This window comes from Cupriavidus sp. 01L415 (genome assembly GCF_056400065.1).
In genome coordinates, this window is record NZ_JBFTSP010000012.1 from 25,685 (window position 1) to 42,412 (window position 16,728).

Annotated in this window: 16 protein-coding genes; 10 read left to right on the forward strand and 6 right to left on the reverse strand. The window is 65.1% G+C overall.

Annotated features, from left to right (window positions below; translation table 11 throughout):
- The first annotated feature begins 839 nt into the window (after positions 1-839).
- The 7 genes from AC1DOX_RS18020 to AC1DOX_RS18050 all read left to right on the forward strand — a co-directional run bounded on the left by AC1DOX_RS18020 (position 840) and on the right by AC1DOX_RS18050 (position 8,709).
- Complete coding sequence (locus AC1DOX_RS18020) at positions 840-2,369, forward strand: DUF3300 domain-containing protein (protein WP_441619240.1); 1,530 nt, start codon at positions 840-842, stop codon at positions 2,367-2,369.
- A gap of 34 nt (positions 2,370-2,403) precedes the next feature.
- Positions 2,404-3,309: a DUF2950 domain-containing protein gene (locus AC1DOX_RS18025; RefSeq protein WP_441619242.1), complete on the forward strand. Its 906-nt coding sequence runs from the start codon at positions 2,404-2,406 to the stop codon at positions 3,307-3,309.
- A gap of 86 nt (positions 3,310-3,395) precedes the next feature.
- Positions 3,396-4,520 (forward strand): AI-2E family transporter, encoded by a 1,125-nt coding sequence (locus AC1DOX_RS18030; RefSeq protein ID WP_441619244.1) that lies wholly within the window; start codon positions 3,396-3,398, stop codon positions 4,518-4,520.
- A gap of 62 nt (positions 4,521-4,582) precedes the next feature.
- Complete coding sequence (locus AC1DOX_RS18035) at positions 4,583-6,055, forward strand: efflux transporter outer membrane subunit (RefSeq protein WP_441619432.1); 1,473 nt, start codon at positions 4,583-4,585, stop codon at positions 6,053-6,055.
- Positions 6,048-7,217, forward strand: a complete 1,170-nt coding sequence (locus tag AC1DOX_RS18040) for an HlyD family secretion protein (RefSeq protein ID WP_441619246.1) — start codon at positions 6,048-6,050, stop codon at positions 7,215-7,217. Before AC1DOX_RS18035 ends, AC1DOX_RS18040 begins: the two co-directional genes overlap by 8 nt.
- Positions 7,207-8,256 (forward strand): DUF2955 domain-containing protein, encoded by a 1,050-nt coding sequence (locus AC1DOX_RS18045; RefSeq protein ID WP_441619248.1) that lies wholly within the window; start codon positions 7,207-7,209, stop codon positions 8,254-8,256. Before AC1DOX_RS18040 ends, AC1DOX_RS18045 begins: the two co-directional genes overlap by 11 nt.
- Positions 8,257-8,265: 9 nt before the next feature.
- Positions 8,266-8,709, forward strand: coding sequence for an ion channel (locus tag AC1DOX_RS18050; RefSeq protein ID WP_441619250.1), 444 nt, complete (start codon positions 8,266-8,268; stop codon positions 8,707-8,709).
- Positions 8,710-8,731: 22 nt separating this feature from the next.
- Here the strand turns inward: AC1DOX_RS18050 and AC1DOX_RS18055 are convergent, their stop codons facing one another.
- The gene (locus AC1DOX_RS18055) at positions 8,732-9,733 is read right to left on the reverse strand and encodes an AraC family transcriptional regulator (protein WP_441619252.1); all 1,002 of its coding nucleotides are present in this window, start codon (positions 9,731-9,733) and stop codon (positions 8,732-8,734) included.
- A gap of 190 nt (positions 9,734-9,923) precedes the next feature.
- Here AC1DOX_RS18055 and AC1DOX_RS18060 point away from each other — a divergent pair, with 190 nt between their 5' ends.
- Genes AC1DOX_RS18060 through AC1DOX_RS18070 form a run of 3 tightly spaced genes read left to right on the forward strand, consistent with a single transcriptional unit; the run spans position 9,924 to position 13,424 of the window.
- Positions 9,924-10,904, forward strand: coding sequence for a quinone oxidoreductase family protein (locus AC1DOX_RS18060; RefSeq protein WP_441619434.1), 981 nt, complete (start codon positions 9,924-9,926; stop codon positions 10,902-10,904).
- Positions 10,905-10,914: 10 nt separating this feature from the next.
- A complete protein-coding gene (locus tag AC1DOX_RS18065) occupies positions 10,915-11,763 on the forward strand; it encodes a TauD/TfdA dioxygenase family protein (protein WP_441619254.1) in 849 nt (282 codons plus the stop codon).
- Between the two features lie 20 nt (positions 11,764-11,783).
- Complete coding sequence (locus tag AC1DOX_RS18070) at positions 11,784-13,424, forward strand: fatty acid--CoA ligase (protein WP_441619256.1); 1,641 nt, start codon at positions 11,784-11,786, stop codon at positions 13,422-13,424.
- A 140-nt stretch (positions 13,425-13,564) separates the two neighbouring features.
- On the opposite strand, the gene AC1DOX_RS18075 is transcribed toward AC1DOX_RS18070, so the two are convergent.
- The 5 genes from AC1DOX_RS18075 to AC1DOX_RS18095 all read right to left on the reverse strand — a co-directional run bounded on the left by AC1DOX_RS18075 (position 13,565) and on the right by AC1DOX_RS18095 (position 16,725).
- A complete protein-coding gene (locus AC1DOX_RS18075; protein ID WP_441619258.1) occupies positions 13,565-14,461 on the reverse strand; it encodes a hypothetical protein in 897 nt (298 codons plus the stop codon).
- A gap of 101 nt (positions 14,462-14,562) precedes the next feature.
- Positions 14,563-14,793: a YMGG-like glycine zipper-containing protein gene (locus AC1DOX_RS18080; protein ID WP_092141786.1), complete on the reverse strand. Its 231-nt coding sequence runs from the start codon at positions 14,791-14,793 to the stop codon at positions 14,563-14,565.
- 9 nt (positions 14,794-14,802) lie between these two features.
- Complete coding sequence (locus AC1DOX_RS18085; RefSeq protein ID WP_441619260.1) at positions 14,803-15,138, reverse strand: hypothetical protein; 336 nt, start codon at positions 15,136-15,138, stop codon at positions 14,803-14,805.
- A gap of 268 nt (positions 15,139-15,406) precedes the next feature.
- Positions 15,407-16,384, reverse strand: a complete 978-nt coding sequence (locus AC1DOX_RS18090; protein WP_441619262.1) for a Bug family tripartite tricarboxylate transporter substrate binding protein — start codon at positions 16,382-16,384, stop codon at positions 15,407-15,409.
- A 140-nt stretch (positions 16,385-16,524) separates the two neighbouring features.
- Positions 16,525-16,725 carry a DUF1289 domain-containing protein gene (locus AC1DOX_RS18095; protein ID WP_092141770.1) on the reverse strand — a complete coding sequence of 67 codons (201 nt, stop codon included), beginning with the start codon at positions 16,723-16,725 and terminating at the stop codon, positions 16,525-16,527.
- Positions 16,726-16,728: the final 3 nt, after the last annotated feature.

Below are 16,728 nucleotides of genomic sequence, written 5' to 3' on the forward strand. Positions count from 1 at the left end.
CCTCCCCGCCGACACTCATCTCCTGTGTCGGCTTGTCTCTCTCGCCGGCGCGCTGTTGCGCGGGGGATAGAGTTTCTGGAACTGCCCGGTCGTGATCCCCATCCCGGCCTTGTCGTCGATGATCGTCATTTCCTGCCATGCGTTCGGGTTGCCTTCCAGGCCTGGGAAGTCCCTCAACTGCCAGACCCGACCCGTCTGTGTGTCGAGGAGCAGGGGCCCCGTACGGCCCTGAGGACTCATGGCGATTGTGTATCGTCCTGGCCCTGCGGTCGCTGGTCTCTCGGCGGCTTGTTGCGGTGCGATGGCGACAGCAGCCTCGCTGCTCCCCGCTGCCGCGACCTTGCTGCCGCCGGGAGTGGCCGGTTGCTCGCGGGGACCGCAAGCCGCTAGCAGAAACATCGACAAGTACGATGCGTGGAATGCCGCAAAGCGCATATCTCCCTCCCTCATCTGGCCAGCAACGATAAAATTTGGCGGAACGCCCATCGCATTATTGAGTCACCAGACGCAAAATCTTTAGCGACTACACGCCATTCTTTGTTGAAACGTTTCGAAATGGCGAAGCCCCCGGTCCGCATGCGCCATGCGACATGGCGATCGACAAGTATCAGGTAGATCACAGCCGGGATCGGTCAGCCGATATGGCGCGCCCGGCAATCCGGCGATTCCCGTGACAGGACTTGTCCGCCCGAGGAAGGCCGCCGGACGCTGCGGAGGATTGGATGGCAGCGCGGTAGCGCCAGGCTTGGCCGATATTGGACCAAGGTGCCATTGCGGACGGTGGCCGGGGCATCTATAAGATCAGCATGATGGCAGCATGCGCCGTCAAGGAGGAGGCCATGACCCTCTGTAGCGCGCGAAGACTCCGCTGGACCGGAGCGTGGATTCTTGCCTGCCTGATCGCGAGCATTGACGGCGCGAGGGCGCAAGGCGCATCCACTCAGCCTCCCGCCCAGCCTTCCACCCAGCCGTCTGGCCAGTCGTCCAGCCAGGCCCAGGCTCCCACGTTCAAGCCCGAGGAAATCGAGGCGCTGGTGGCGCCCATCGCGCTCTACCCGGACTCCGTGCTTGCGCAGTCGCTGATGGCGTCGACCTATCCACTTGAAGTGGTGCAGGCCGCGCGATGGGTCAAGGCCAATCCCAATGTCAAAGGGGATGCCGCGCTCAAGGCGGTCGAGAGCCAGAGCTGGGACGTCAGCGTGAAGTCGCTGGTGGCCTTTCCGCAGGTGCTGGAGGCGATGAACGACAAGCTCGACTGGACCCAGAAGCTCGGCGACGCCTTCCTGGCGCAGGAAAAGGATGTCCTGGCCGCCGTGCAAAGGTTGAGAGCCAAGGCCCGTGACGCGGGCAACCTGAAATCCAACGAGCAGCAGAAAGTCATCGTCGAGCCCGCGCCTGCCCCCGCTGCCGGTGCCGCCCCTGCGCAAGGCACCGGCACCACGCAGACCGTCGTGCGGATCGAACCGACCAATCCGCAGGTCATCTACGTACCGGCCTACAACCCCACCGTGGTGTATGGCGCGTGGAGCTATCCGACGTATCCGCCGTACTACTGGCCGCCATATCCCGCTTATTACCCGGGCGCCGCGTTGATGACCGGTTTCGCCTGGGGGGTCGGGCTCGCCGCCGCCGGGGCGATCTTCGGCGGCTGCAATTGGGGCGGCGGCGACGTCAACATCAATGTGAATCGCGCCACGAATATCGATCGCAACTTTGACCGCACCAAGGTTCAGGGCGGCGATCGCTGGCAACACGATTCGAGCCATCGCAAGGGCGTGTCCTACCGCGACAACGCCACGCGCGAAAAATTCGGCAACAACGTGGCAGGTGCGGACCGTCGCAACGAATTCCGGGGGCGTGACGGGGCCGGCGTGAGCGACCGTGCGGGGAACCGCGCCGGAGACAGGACGGGAGACCGGGCCGGCGACAGAGCCGGAGACCGTGCGGGTGATCGCGCCGGCAATCGCGCCGGGGATCGATCGGGAGATCGTGCCGGCGTGGCCGACAGGTCGAGCGGGGACCGCGCGGGGAACCGATCGGGAGATCGCGTGAGCGTGGCTGACAGGTCGGGTGCCGACCGGGCGGGCGCCGGCAATCGTGGCGGGGGCGGCGGCGGGCGTGATAACGCGTTCCAGGGGGTTGGCGGTGGCGCCAATACCGCGCAGCGCGATCTTGATCGTGGCCGGGCGAGTTCGAGCGCCTCGGGCTTCGGCGGTGGCCAGCATGGCGGTGGTGGCGGCTTCAGCGGTGGCGGCCAGCACGGCGGTGGCGGTGGCTTCAGCGGTGGTGGCGGGCGCGGCGGAGGAGGAGGTGGCTTCGGCGGCGGCGGGCGTGGCGGTGGCGGTGGCCGTGGCGGCGGACGGCGTTGAGCTCAACCACTGACGTATGCGGAAGGGGGCATCCATGCGCGCATTGACACGAACCTGGCGAGCGACCTTCGCGGCCGCCGCATTCCCGCTGTCGCTGGCCTTCGGGCTGGCATCGGCCGCGCATGCGCAGAAGGCGTTCGATTCGCCCGAAGCGGCAATGCAGGCGTTTGGCGATGCGGTGACCACCAGTAACGATGCCGCCATGGATGCTTTGCTGGGCTCCGCGTCGCGGCGGGTCATTCCACCGCTGGGCGCCGACCTGCGCTACCGGTTCCTCGCGGCCTGGGGCCGCGCGCACGCGATTCAGGCGGTCGATGCCCGCACCGCGCGCATCGTCGTCGGCGACGACGGATGGACGTTGCCGATTCCGCTGGTCGAGCGCAACAAGCGCTGGTATTTCGACACGCAGGCGGGGATCGCCGAGATCCGCCTGCGGCGTATCGGCCGGAACGAGTTGTCGACGATCCAGACCATGCTCGCGGTCTACGACGCGCAGCGCGAATACGCGCAGACAGACCACGGCGGTAACGGGATGGCCGTCTACGCCAAACGGCTCGTCAGTTCGCCGGGAAAGCGCGACGGCCTTTTCTGGCCCACCGCGCAGGGCGAGCCGCCCAGCCCGCTGGGCCCGGCCTTTATTGAAGCCGTGGGTCGCAACATCGGCACCGACGGCTATCACGGCTACCGCTACAAGCTGCTGACGTCGCAAGGCCCCGCCGCCGATGGCGGCCAGTATTCCTACATAGCCAACGGGTATCTCTTTGGCGGCTTCGGCGTGCTCGCCTGGCCGGTGCGATACGGCGATACGGGCATCAAGAGCTTTATCGTCAATCATCAGGGCCAGGTCTATGAGCGCGATCTGGGCAAGGACACCAACGCACGCGCGGAGGCGATCGAATCGTTCAACCCCGTGGCCGGCTGGAACAAGGTTTCACCGTAGATCGTCGGGCGGCGCGGGACGACGTATCCCGCGCCGCCCAGTTGACCCTTTTCCCCATTCGCGAACGCCTTCAGGTTCCCGCACCGATGATGCCGCTTGGACGAATCACGCTCCCACTATTCTCCCGCACGCTGATCGATGTGCTGATCCGCTTCGGCCTGATCGCCTTGCTGGCGATGTCCTGCTTCGAGATCTTCAAGCCATTCCTGAGCCTGATCCTGTGGTCGATGATTCTCGCGATCACGTTCTACCCCCTGCAAACACGTCTGCGAGGCAAGCTCTTCTCGAGCGAAGGGCGCACCGCCACGCTGATCATCTTCGTGGCCATCTGCGTCGTTCTCGTGCCGTCCTGTATGCTCGGCATCGCGTTGATCGACTCCGTGGAGCGGGCCATGGACATTGCCCACAGTGGCAACATCCATATTCCGCCACCGCCGGAATCGGTGGCGAGCTGGCCGCTGATCGGGCAGAAAGTCTTTGATTTCTGGACGCTTGCCGCCACAGATGTCGCTGCCGTCGCCGAAAGGCTGACGCCGCAGATCAAGGCCACGGCGGTGACATTGCTCGGCGCGATGCGCGGCGTCGGTGCGGGGCTGCTGATCTTTGTCGGCGCATTGATCGTCGCCGGGATCTTCATGGCCTATGGCGAGCTCGGCACCCGCAGCGCGATCCAGATCGCCACGCGTATTTCAGGGCCGGACCGGGGCCCGCGCCTGACTGCGTTGTGCACCGCCACCGTGCGCGCGGTGGCCCAGGGCGTGGTGGGCATCGCCTTTATCCAGATGCTGCTGATCGGCATCGGCTTCGTCATCAAGGGCGTGCCCGGCGCCGGGGTTCTGGCACTCGTGGTGCTGTTGCTTGGCATCATGCAACTTCCCGCCACGCTCATCACGGTGCCGGTCATCATCTATGTCTTTGCGACCGAAGAGGTCAGCGTCATCAATATCATCTTCGCGGTCTACATCTTTATCGCCGGCCTGGCCGATAACGTACTGAAGCCGATGATGCTTGGCCGCGGCGTGGACGTGCCGATGCCGGTGGTGCTGATTGGCGCGCTGGGCGGCATGGTGACCGGCGGGGTCATCGGCCTGTTCATCGGGCCCGTGGCGCTGGCGGTCGGCTATCAGCTGTTCTGGCAATGGGTCGAGAACCCACCCCTGCCGGAAAACGAATCGGGGAGCCGTGGCGATAGCGGGGCCGCTGGCGGATAGCGATGCCATCCCCGGTGCGCGCGCATCAGTGCTGGATCGTCATCGCTATCGTGTTCACGGCGATGCTCGGCGGTTGCGCGCACGTGGGGCCGGATTTCCAGCCGCAGCGCGAAGCGTGGAGCGGGCAGTGGACTAGCCCGGCAGTCACGCAGGCCAGCGAATCGCGCGCGCAACCCGAGATGCGGCAGTGGTGGCAGATCTTCGGCGACCCGGTGCTGGAACGGCTGATCGTCGAGGCGGACGCCCATGACGCCGGCGTGATGATCGCCGGACTGCGTGTCATGGAGGCGCGCGCCCAGCTCGGCATGGCAATGGCGGCGCGCTATCCGCAACGCCAGCAGGCAGGTGCGGACGTCATGTATATCCATAGCCGCCAGTCGGGGCCATCGGCGCAGAGCAGCCGCGTCTGGGAGTACAGCGCCGGCGTCGATATCGGATGGGAGCTGGATTTCTGGGGGCGATTCGCGCGCGCCATCGAATCCGCCGACGCCGCATACTTTGCCGCCCAGGCCAATCATGAGGACGTGCTGGTGCTGCTGCACGCGCAGCTTGCCAGGACCTATTTCGCGATGCGCACGGCCGAGGCCCGCGTGAACATCGCGCGCGAGAACGCCCGTCTGCAGAAGCGCAGCTACGAGATCACCGAGCGGCTGTTCAAGGCCGGCGAAAGCGACGAGCTCGATCTGCAGCAGGCCAAGACCCAGTATTTCGGCACGCTGAGCGCCATTCCCGAATTGGAGCGGCAGATGGCGCTGGCGCGCAACGCCATCGTCATCCTGATCGGCAGGCCGCCCGGGCCCGTGCCCGAACTGGCCGATGCGCAGGACAAGGAAGGCGTACTGCCGAGGATCGACCGCGCGATCCTGCAGGACGTGCCTGCCAATCTGCTGTTGCGGCGCCCCGATATCCGGGCCGCGGAGCTGCGGATCGCCGCGCAGTCGGCGTTGATCGGCGTCGCAAAGGCCGATCTGTATCCGTCGCTGACGCTGCTCGGCAGCATCGGGTGGTCGGCCAGTTCCCTGCCGGGCACCCAGAACGGCCTGCTGCTGGTGGGCGGGCCCAGCCTGCGCTGGAATATCTTCGACTACGGCCGCATTACCAACAACATTCGCGTGCAGGATGCCCGGTTGCAGCAACTGATCGTCGCCTATCAGAACGAGGTACGGCAGGCGGCACGCGAGGCCGATGACGCTGCAAACGGCCTGCTCAAGGCGCTGGAACGGGAGGACATCCTGCGCGAGGCCGCCCAGGCCGCCAATCGCTCCCTGACCTTGGCCAACGCCTTGTTTCGCGAGGGATATAGCGACTTCCAGCGCGTGCTCGATGCCCAACGGGCGCTCTTCGCGCAGCAGGACGCCTATCTGGTCAATCGCAGCAGTGCGGTCGATTCCCTGATCGATCTGTACAAGGCACTCGGGGGTGGCTGGCATACGGAGGCACCACTGGTCGATGCGGCGACGCGCCAGCAGATGCAGCAACGTACGGACTGGGGCCGATTGCTGGAAGAGACTCCGGGAGCCGGTGGTCATGAGTGATGCGACGTCGCCCGGGCAGCCCGGGGAGCCTGGCACGCCAACGCCAACGCCAACGCCAACGCCCACGCCAGCGCCAGCGCCAGTGCCTGCCGCCGATCCGTCGCGCAGGGGTGTCCGCTGGACCGTCGTGCTGATCCTGGTGAGCCTGCTCTGGTATTTGCTCGCCGACCGCCTCACGCCCTACACGCAACAGGCACGTGTGCAGGCCTTTGTCATTGCGGTGGCGTCGGAGGTGCCGGGACGCGTCACGCGCGTACACGTGCGCAACAACCAGAACGTCGAGGCGGGCGCGTTGTTGTTCGAGGTCGATCCCCAGCACTACCGCATTGCGGTCGACCGCGCGCGCGCCGATCTCGAAGCCACGCGACGCCAGATCGGTGCCAATACCGCCGGCATTGCCTCCGCGCAGGCATCGTTGCGCGCGGCGCAGGCCAACGAACTCAAGGCGCGCCAGGACAGCGAACGGCTGGAGCGGCTGTATCGCGAGGACCCGGGGACGGTTTCCGTGCGTCGGCTTGAAGTGGCACGGGCCACCCACACGCAGGCCATCAGCCAGACCGCCGCCGCGCGTGCCGAGGTGGATCGGGCGCGGGAGCAGCAGGGTGGCAGCGACGAAGACAATGCGAAGCTGCGCAGCGCCGCCGCGGCGCTGGAAAAGGCCGAACTGGATCTTGCCAACGCGCAGGTACGCGCGCGCACGGCGGGCCTGATCACGGATCTGCGCACGGAAGCCGGGCAATACGCCGCAGCCGGCAACCCGGTCATGACGCTGATCGCCATCCACGACGTCTGGATTACCGCCGACATGACCGAGAACAACCTTGGCCATGTCGAACCGGGCACGCCGGTGGCGATTGTGCTCGATACCTTGCCAGGCAAGGTGCTGCAGGGAAAGGTGCGCAGCATCGGCTTTGGCGTCAGTGCGGGGCAGGCGCCGCCGCCCGGCAGCCTGCCGACGGTGCAGAACAGTCGCGACTGGTTGCGGCCCGCCCAGCGATTTCCCGTGGTGATCGAGATCGACCCCGGGCAATTGCGCACGCTGCGGGGTATCCGTGTCGGCGGACAGGCGGAGGTCATGGCGTTTCCGCTGACAGGCAACCCGCTCAATCCACTGGGTCGCCTGTTCGTGCATCTGATGAGCTGGCTGTCCTATGTCTACTGAGGCCACCATCGCCAGCGCCGCCGCGCGGCGCGCCCACCGCGCCCGCCGCGCGCTACGGCTGGCGCTTGGCACTGGGCTCAGCCTGACCATCAGCTTCGGCTTCCAATGGCCGATTCCGATGGTGGCGCCCGTGCTGGCCGTGTTCCTGTTCGCCTCGCTCGATCGCCCCGTGACAGCGAAAGCGGCATTGGCGATGGTGGTGCTGGTGGCGCTGACCACCGCGAGCGGTTTGCTGCTGGTCCCGTTCCTGCTGTATGCATCACTGAGCGGTGTGCTGATGGCGGGGCTGGGTCTGTTCCTTGCATTCCGCTATGGCTTGCGTGGCGGCAACAACCTGGTGGCCACGTTCCTTGCGGCAGGCATTGCACTGATCCCGGTGGCCGGAACCCTGGATACCGGCCTGGCGCTCAGCGTGATCGGCGCGCTGGCCAGAGGCTTGCTGCTCGGCGCGCTGGCGCTCAATGTCTGCCACTGGCTGATCCCGGATCGGGATGCCTCCCCGGCCGCCGCGCGCCCTGCGGTCAGCGCGCACGAAGCCGACCGCATGGCGTGGCGCGCGACGCTGGTTGTCATGCCGGCGTTCCTGCTGGCCCTGACCGATCCCGCTAGCTACCTGCCGATCATCATGAAAGCGGTCAGTCTTGGCAGGCAGAGCTGCACGACGGCACGCAGCGCGGCAATGGAACTGCTCGGCTCCACGTTGCTGGGCGGGTTGCTGGCCATCGTCTTCTGGTTCGCACTCGGCCTGTTTGTTCACCTCTGGATGTTCTTTTTGTGGACGCTGTTGTTCGCGCTGGTCATCGCGCGCAGGCTCTTCGCCATCCGGCCGACGCGCGCAACGCCGGGCTTCTGGCTCAACAGCCTGGTCACGCTGATCATCCTGCTGGGACAGTCCGTCGAGGACAGCGCGGCAGGCAAGGACGTCTACCGCGCCTTTGCCATCCGGATGGGGCTGTTTATCGGCGTGTCACTGTATGCCGTGGTGATGCTGCGCTGGCTGGATCGGCGACGCACTGCACCGGCGGGCGCATCAACCTGAGGGGTGGCAATGGGGATTCAATTGTTGGTCGCCATCCCGGTCATGCTGCTGTGCCTGCTGCTGCAGGGGATCGCCGTGGCGATCTGCCTGCGCCACTATGCGGGCTTTCGCACTCGCTGGGAGGGGCGCGAGCCGCTCTGGATGGATATTTCGCTGCTGATGATCGTCATGCTGCTCGCGCTGGCGTGCAACTTCGCGCAGATGGTGGTCTGGGCCGGGCTGTTCATGGTGCTTGGCGAGTTCGATAGCTTTGCGAAGGCGCTCTATCACTCGGCTGTCAATTTTGCGACGCTGGGTTACGGCGATATCGTGATGTCCGCGCGCTGGCGCATGCTCGGGCCGATAGAAGCCGCGCACGGCATCCTGATGTTCGGCCAGTCGACGGCACTGTTGACTGCCGCCGTGCTCGACGTCATCAAGAGCAACATGGCCCGCGTGCGCGGCCACAGCTGATTGCGGGCAGCGATGACACGCGTCAGCGACCGGTGCCGTGGTGCCGCCGCCAGACCACCGGTGCCTCGCCAAACTGCGTCGAGAACCAGCGCGTGAAGGAGCTGGCCGACCCGTAGCCGAGCAGCTCGGCCACCCGCAACAGCGAATACGACGTGTTGCTCACATAGCGCAGCGCCAGTTCGCGCCGTACGTCATTCAGGATATCGGTAAAGGTCTCGTTGGACGCGTCGAGCTGGCGCTGCATCGTGCGCAGGCTCAGGCCGAGTCCCTGCGCCACGGCTTCGCTGGTGGCCCGCCCCATCGGCAGCAACAGGGTGACCGCGTTGCGCACCTCGCGACCGATCGATGGCTCGTTGACACGCGGCAGCGTTTCGACAAGCCGCTGGGCGTGCCGCGCCATCGCCGGATCGCCGGTGGGGTTCGGCGCGTCGAGATCGGCAGCCAGGCAGGAGATCCCGTTGAACTCCTGGCCGAACTCGACCGGGCAGCCAAACAGGCGGCGGTACACCTGCAGGTCGGGCGGCGCGGCATGCGTGAAACTGACGCTGAGCGGCCGCCAGTTCGGCCCGAGCAGCGCACGGCAAAGGCGGAAGATCACGCCAATGGCCAGCTCCGTGCCTTGCCGGGATGGCGTATTCAGCACCACCTCCTGGCGAATCAGCACGATCTTGCCCATGTCCTCCAGCAGGGTCGCCACGGACTCGTTGACCAGGTGACGGTAGCGGATGCTCGTCTCGAGCGCGCTGCGTAGCGTCGGCTGCTGGCTGATCAGCAGGCTCATGACGCCGTAATCCGACAACTGCCGCGATTCGGCCATGCGCAGGCCGAAGGTCAGGCATCCCGATGCCTCGGCCGCCGCTTCCAGCAATCTCGCGCAGGCGTCGGCCGGGACGCGTTGTTCAGGATCGGCCAACATCGCCCGGCTCAATCCCACCTTCTGTAGCAAAGGCTGTGGATTCAGCTTCAGCGCTTCCGCCACCTCGAAGAAGTTCGTCAGGGCGGCCGCTCGCAGCAGCGTTCTCAATCTTGTCTCCGTTCTTGTTATGTACGCGGCGCATCCGGCGCGCCGCGTGATGCTGCGGAAGATGATAGGCGGCGCTGGCATGAAATGCAAAGTCGGATGTGGCTATTGCAAAGCGGAAAGGTGCCCGACGCCCTAAATTTGCAGTCGTGGCGGCACGCGTCGTGCCGCAGCAAATCCAGGAGACAAGATGATGGCCAAGGCAGTGCGCATGTATGAAACCGGCGGACCGGAGGTGCTTCGCTATGAAGACGTGGAAGTGGGAAATCCCGGTCCGGGCGAGGTTCGCATCCGCCACGTGGCAGTCGGCCTGAATTACGCCGATACCTATTTCCGCAACGGCACCTATCCGGTACCGATGCCCGCCGGCATGGGCGTCGAAGCGTCTGGCGTAGTGCAGGCCATCGGCGCTGGCGTGACCAACGTGGCGGTCGGAGATCGCGTGACCTACACGGGCTTCCTGAATACGCTGGGTGCCTACAGCACCGAGCGCGTGGTGCCGGCCGCGCCGCTGATCCGCCTGCCCGAGACCATCGGCTTCGAGACCGCCGCGGCCATGACGATGCGCGGGCTGACATCGGCCTACCTGATGCGCCGTATCCACTCGTTCAAGCGCGGCGATACGATTCTGCTGCACGCCGCCGCGGGTGGCGTCGGGCTGATCGTGTCCCAATGGGCGAAGCTGCTGGGCCTCAATGTGATCGGCACGGTGTCGTCCGAAGCCAAGGGCGAGGTGGCGCGCGCGCACGGTTGTGACCACATCATCAACTACAGCCATGAGGACGTGGCTCGCCGCGTGCGCGAGCTGACCGATGGCGTGGGCGTCTCGGTGGTGTTCGACAGCGTGGGCAAAAGCACTTTCATGGCGTCGCTCGATTCGCTCAAGCGTCGCGGGCTGCTGGTATGCGTGGGCACCGCATCGGGACCGATTCCCCCGTTCGATCCCGTGCTGCTGGCGATGAAGGGATCGGTGTACGTCACGCGCCCGGCGCTGGCCGACTACATCGCCGATCCGGCGGAAAAGGCCGAACTGGCTGGCGAGCTGTTCGATCACGTGGGCTCCGGCCGCATCCGCATCGAGATCAATCAGCGCTATGCGCTGGAAGACGCCGTGCAGGCGCATCGCGACCTCGAATCGCGCAAGACCACCGGCTCGTCGATCTTTGTTCTCTGAGGACCACGTCATGCAAGTCAAACTACTGACCCACTCGATCGGCGCTGAACTCGTCGGCGTGAATCTGGCCGAGGCCATCGACAACGACGACCTGTTCGGCAACATCCGCAGCCTGCTGCTGAAGCACCGCGTGCTGTGCCTGCGCGACCAGACATTCAGCCGCGCCGAGCACGTCGCGTTTGCGCGCCGCTTTGGCGAGCTGGAGGATCATCCGGTCGCCGGCAGCGATCCCGAGCATCCCGGCCTGGTCCGCATCTACAAGTCACCTGACCAGCCGAACGACCGCTACGAAAACGCGTGGCACTCCGACACCACGTGGCGTGAAGCCCCGCAGTTCGGCGCCGTGCTGCGCTGCGTGGAGTGCCCGCCGGTGGGCGGGGACACGATGTGGGCGAACATGGCGCTCGCCTACGAAAACCTGCCCGATCACATCAAGACGCAAATCGCCGACCTGCGCGCGCGCCACAGCATCGAAGCCAGCTTCGGCGCGGCGATGCCGATCGAAAAGCGGCTCGCGCTCAAGGCGATGTATCCCGATGCCGAGCACCCGGTGGTGCGCACGCATCCGGACACCGGCGAGAAGATCCTCTACGTCAATGCGTTCACCACGCATTTCACGAACTTCCACACGGCGTCGCGCGTGCGATTCGGCCAGGACGCCAATCCCGGCGCGTCGGATCTGCTGCGCTATCTGGTCTCCCAGGTGTACATCCCCGAGTACCAGGTGCGCTGGCGCTGGCAGCCGGGCAGTGTGGCGATCTGGGACAACACCGCCACCCAGCACTATGCGGTGATGGACTATCCGCCATGCCATCGCAAGATGGAGCGCGCCGGCATCATCGGCACCGTGCCGTACTGATCGATTTTTCAGGAAGAAACATGGAGCAAAACCTGATTGAGCCGACGCGTTCGGCTTACGCCTATCCGCTGCTGGTCAAGCAGTTGCTGATCAACGCGATGAGCCTCTATGGCGACCAGGAGATCACTTATCGCGGCGAGATGCGCTATACGTACCGCACCTTCCGCGAGCGCGTGGGCCGGCTGGCTTCCGCGCTGACCCGGCTCGACGTGCGCCACGGTTCCACCGTTGCGGTGATGGACTGGGACAGCCATCGCTACCTGGAGTGCTACTTCGGCGTGCCGATGATGGGCGCCACCCTCTTCACGGTGAACGTCCGCCTGTCGCCGCAGCAGATCCTCTACACACTCAATGACGCGGGCGCGGATGTCGTGCTCGTGCATCCGGACTTCGTGCCGGTGCTCGAACAGATCCGTGGCGATCTCACCTGCTCGCCACGCTTCGTGCTGATGGCCGACGGCCAGCCGGCACCGGACAGCGCCATCCCGTTTGCCGGCGAGTACGAGGCGCTGCTTGACGACGCGTCGGCGGACTTCGATTTTCCCGAGTTCGACGAACGCACGAAGGCCGCGACGTTCTACACCACCGGTACCACGGGAGACCCCAAGGGCGTCTGCTACAGCCATCGCGATATCGTGCTGCACACGCTGACCACCGCGACCAGCCTGTGCTCGCCGCGCGAAGGTCAGCGCATGCACCGCGAGGACGTGTATATGCCGATCACGCCGATGTTCCACGTCATGGCGTGGGGCATGCCGTATGTGGCGATCATGCTCGGCCTGCGCACGGTACTGCCCGGTCGCTACCAGCCGGACCTGCTGCTGAAGCTGCGCGACACCGAGAAGGTTTCGTTCTCGCACTGTGTGCCGACCATCCTGCAGATGCTGCTGCAGGCTGCGGAGACGGGCGGACAGGACCTGTCGGGCTGGAAGATGATCATTGGGGGCTCGGCCCTGCCGCCTTCGCTCTGCGAGGCAGCGCTGGCACGTGGCATCGACATCTTCGCGGGCTATGGCATGTCGGAAACGGGGCCGATCGTCGCGCTGGCCCAGATTCCCCCGGGCGTCACGCCCGCGAGTCGCCAGGAAGAGGTCCGCATGCGTTGTTCCACGGGGCGGCCCGTCACGCTGGTCGACTTCCGCATCGTCGACACGGACATGCGCGATCTTCCACGCGATCGCCAGAGCCAGGGCGAAATCGTCCTGCGCGCGCCTTACCTGACGCGCGGATATTTCCGGAAGCCGGAAGCATCCGAGGAGCTCTGGGCCGGCGGCTATCTGCACACGCAGGACGTGGCCGTGATGGGCAAGGATGGCTTCGTGCAGATCGTCGATCGTCTCAAGGATGTGATCAAGACCGGTGGCGAATGGGTGTCGTCGATCGAGATCGAACATCTCGTGACCCGTGTGCCGGGCGTGCTGGAGTGCGCGGTGATCGGCGTGCCCGATGCCCGTTGGGGCGAACGGCCGATGGCGTTCGTGGTGCGCAAGGAGGGCGCCGAGGTTGGTGCGGACCAGATCCGGGAACAACTGCTGGACCAGGTGGCAGCGCAGCGCCTGAGCAAGTTCGCGGTGCCCGAGGCCGACCGTATCGCCTTCGTGGCGGAAATTCCGAAGACCAGTGTCGGGAAGATCGACAAGAAGCGACTGCGGAACCGATAAGCAGCCTAGCAGTGTGAATGTGAAAACGGCCCGTATCGGCTAGCCGCTAACAACATTCGTTGAAACGCAAAACGGGTCCCGTCTTTCAGATGGGGCCCGTTTTTTTACCTGTAAACAAAGGGTTCTGCGCTGGAGGGAATTCAGAAGCGAAACGCGACACTCAGCATGGGGCCCTTCAGGGTAAGCCTTTGAACCAGGTCGCCGCTACCGAGTTGGTAAGTGAGGTAGCGATAAAGCAGTTGCACATCCCCCCACTTTGCCGCATAGGCGGCGCCTCCGGACGCTTGCACCGTATATCTGGAGGAACCGGTCCCGACGTCGAGGTAGTACGGCACATACCATCTGTCATTGCTTCCGACGCGTATTCGTCCACGAACGCCAATGATTCCGTCCACAATATTTGCTGTCTGCGACAGGCTTCCCTGCGTCGCCAGCGTCGCGCCTTGTTGCGTGAACGTGGCAGATAACGCCCAGTTCGCGTTGGCACTCAGGTTCAGGTATCTAAGCCCACCGAGCGGCTCGACCGTCCCCCATTGCGCCCGCAGTGCGGTATAGGCGCCGGCGAGTCCGAACAGCCCCCCGCTCAGGCTGCTGCCTGTATTGGTTGCCAACTCGCGCGGGATGGCAATCGTCGCGCCGCTCCCCGCGCCGACGGAATTGAGGGTGGTTTGCTGGTGGCTGAAGTCAAGGTATGCCGCATCGGCCACGATGGCCCAGTCCCCTTTGCTGGCTACGGCCTGCAGCATCAGAAGGAACTGCAAATTCTGGAGATAGCTGTCCGGCCCTGTTCCGAGGTCAAGTCTGCCGCCCCCGGTCGATGAATTTCCGGAGAAGCTCAGGGCTCCGCTCACGTTGGGTAACCAGAGGTACGGCGCAATTGCAAATTTCCAGCCGTTCGCATCCGGCGATTCGGCATGTCCCGAGCCGGTAGCGATTGCAAAGAGGATGGCGACGCCGAGACGCTTCCTGCCGAGCCCTGCAAGAGGTGCCTTGATATTGCCCCAATTGAAGCGACTACCTCGTTGCACCGCCTTCATGGTTCACGCCTTCGCTCTGCCATATGGTTGTCGCCCACGTGGAGCGCGATATCGCGCGTCGAGGTGGAGCACCGCAGTCGAGTGGCGCCCGGCAGGGCGATTTACCACTGCTGCTGCTTGCTTCCCTTGATGTTGCCCGCTACGCCACCGGCTACGGCGCCGATCGCCGCGCCAGTCCAGCCACTACCTCCGGCAATGGCCGCGATGCCCGCGCCTGCTGCGGCGCCGATGCCAGCACCGGTCACGGTGCCTTGCTGCTGCGGTGTCATATTCGTGCATCCTGCAGCGCCAGCGGCGACCAGCACCGCACCAATCAGTTGGAGTCGTTTCATGGCGTCACCTTACTTCTTGGTCTGCAGACCGGGAACAACCATTTCGAACCAGATCGTTTCAATGACCGGCCGCTGCAACTGGTCAGGATGTGCCGCGTACCAGCGATCCAAGCCCTGGCGCACGGAGTCGAGCGAATGGCCCTTGAGCCCCCTTGCAAAGCGGGGAACGATGCTTTGCCCATCGGGCGGCGGCTTGCCTTCGTGATAGGCGATATCAACCTGAAGCACGTTGGCAATGCCTACAAGGTAGGCTTTTTTTGTCAGTTCAGAGGAGTCTGTCCACTGCTTGCCAGTAATCAGCGGGATTTCATCGGCGCGTGAGCCAATCGCCAATGTCAGTGTCATGAGTGCCGTAGCCATCACTGCGAGCCGGTTCAGTCTTCTCGCCATTGCGGTCCCCCCTCAGCGTTGCCGTTATCCCACGCAGCAGTGCGTCTGTTCATAGTAGTCGCTATTCCGGCATATGGGACCGCTGGGCGTGCTGGGGCGGTGCCGCCCTCCCACGCCTTGGCTGGCTCACGGCAACCCGGCGCAGTGACGCGCGAGATGCTGTAAAAAAAGCAGCCGATGAATTCGTCGGCTGCTTTTTTACTGCGGTGAATCAAGGCCCGAATCAGGGCTTGATATTGAACGTCTTCACGATGCCGGCATTGCGATCGTATTCGGTGCGGAGATCGCGGCCGAGTTCGGACAGGGATTCCGGCGGCATCGGCTCATAGCCGAGGCCTTCCAGCCGCTCACGCAGCTTCGGCATGCCTGCGGCCTTGTAGACCGCCGCCTGGATCTTCTGCGACATGTCGGCCGACATCTGCGCGGACGCGACCACGCCAACCCAGTTGCTGAAATCGATATCGGGGTAGCCCTGTTCGGCGAACGTCGGCACCTGCGGCAGCAGCGGCGAGCGCGATTTGGACGCCACGGCATACGGCTGGACCTTGCCGGCGCGGATCATTGGCAGGGACGTCACCATGCCGTCGTACATCAGCGGGATCTGTCCGCCCATTACCTGGGCCAGTGCCGGGCCCGAGCCGGCGAACGGCACGTGCTGCAGGTCCATGCCGGCTTCCTGATTCAGGATCGCGCCGGCGTAGTGCGATGCCGTGCCCGCGCTGTACGAGGCAAAGCCGAGCTTGCCCGGATTGGCCTTGACGTAGGAGATCAGGCTCTTCAGATCCTTGGCGGGCAGCGACGGCGTGCCGACCAGCACCATCCGCGAGCGGCCCACCGCTGCCAGCGGCCGGACATCGCGCATGGTGTCATAGGCAACCTTCTGTACCTGCGGGACTTCCGTCAGCACATTGGTTGCCGTCACCATGATGGTCTGGCCGTCGGCCGGTGCCGCGAGCAACGCGGAAATCGCAATGGCGCCGCCACCGCCGGGCTTGTTGTCGACCACCACGGGCTGGCCGAGGTCGGCGGAAAGCTGGTCGGCCAGCAGGCGCGCCATGACATCCATGGTGCCGCCGGCGGGCGCCGGCACCAGCACGCGCACGGGCTTGTTGGTCCAGGCCATCGCGGCAGGCATGACCAGCGTCATTGCTGCGGCGATGACCGCATGACGCATGCGAAGAAGGGCAGGGCGCTTGAGCATTGTTGTCTCCATGATCAATTTATAAGAATCTGCACGAGCGAGTAAAAGCCGGGTCCGCCTCGCTTTGGACTCAGGGAAAGTGTCTGAAATTGGCAGACCCGGGGGGAAAGGGGCGCCGCATGTGAGATGCGGCGCGAGGGTCAAGGTCGACCCGGTGGCGGCAGGGAGGAAGCGCCGCGCCCGGGCGCGCGCTGTGGCAACGCCGCCAGCACGTCGGCGCGTTGCGTATCGGTCATCCGCTCCCAGAGACCGATTTCGACAGTGGTTCTGCGGCAGCCCTGGCAGTACTTGCCCGCCAGGTCCATGCGGCAGATGTTGATGCAGGGGTTGGTGGCGGGCATGGT

Coding starts and splice junctions, on each gene's coding strand:
- AC1DOX_RS18070 (WP_441619256.1), top strand. CDS start 11,784: ATGGAGCAAAACCTGATTGAGCCGACGCGTTCGGCTTACGCCTATCCG.
- AC1DOX_RS18020 (WP_441619240.1), top strand. CDS start 840: ATGACCCTCTGTAGCGCGCGAAGACTCCGCTGGACCGGAGCGTGGATT.
- AC1DOX_RS18060 (WP_441619434.1), top strand. CDS start 9,924: ATGGCCAAGGCAGTGCGCATGTATGAAACCGGCGGACCGGAGGTGCTT.
- AC1DOX_RS18040 (WP_441619246.1), top strand. CDS start 6,048: ATGAGTGATGCGACGTCGCCCGGGCAGCCCGGGGAGCCTGGCACGCCA.
- AC1DOX_RS18065 (WP_441619254.1), top strand. CDS start 10,915: ATGCAAGTCAAACTACTGACCCACTCGATCGGCGCTGAACTCGTCGGC.
- AC1DOX_RS18095 (WP_092141770.1), bottom strand. CDS start 16,725: ATGCCCGCCACCAACCCCTGCATCAACATCTGCCGCATGGACCTGGCG.
- AC1DOX_RS18050 (WP_441619250.1), top strand. CDS start 8,266: ATGGGGATTCAATTGTTGGTCGCCATCCCGGTCATGCTGCTGTGCCTG.
- AC1DOX_RS18025 (WP_441619242.1), top strand. CDS start 2,404: ATGCGCGCATTGACACGAACCTGGCGAGCGACCTTCGCGGCCGCCGCA.
- AC1DOX_RS18035 (WP_441619432.1), top strand. CDS start 4,583: ATGCTCGGCGGTTGCGCGCACGTGGGGCCGGATTTCCAGCCGCAGCGC.
- AC1DOX_RS18090 (WP_441619262.1), bottom strand. CDS start 16,384: ATGCTCAAGCGCCCTGCCCTTCTTCGCATGCGTCATGCGGTCATCGCC.
- AC1DOX_RS18075 (WP_441619258.1), bottom strand. CDS start 14,461: ATGAAGGCGGTGCAACGAGGTAGTCGCTTCAATTGGGGCAATATCAAG.
- AC1DOX_RS18080 (WP_092141786.1), bottom strand. CDS start 14,793: ATGAAACGACTCCAACTGATTGGTGCGGTGCTGGTCGCCGCTGGCGCT.
- AC1DOX_RS18030 (WP_441619244.1), top strand. CDS start 3,396: ATGATGCCGCTTGGACGAATCACGCTCCCACTATTCTCCCGCACGCTG.
- AC1DOX_RS18085 (WP_441619260.1), bottom strand. CDS start 15,138: ATGACACTGACATTGGCGATTGGCTCACGCGCCGATGAAATCCCGCTG.
- AC1DOX_RS18045 (WP_441619248.1), top strand. CDS start 7,207: ATGTCTACTGAGGCCACCATCGCCAGCGCCGCCGCGCGGCGCGCCCAC.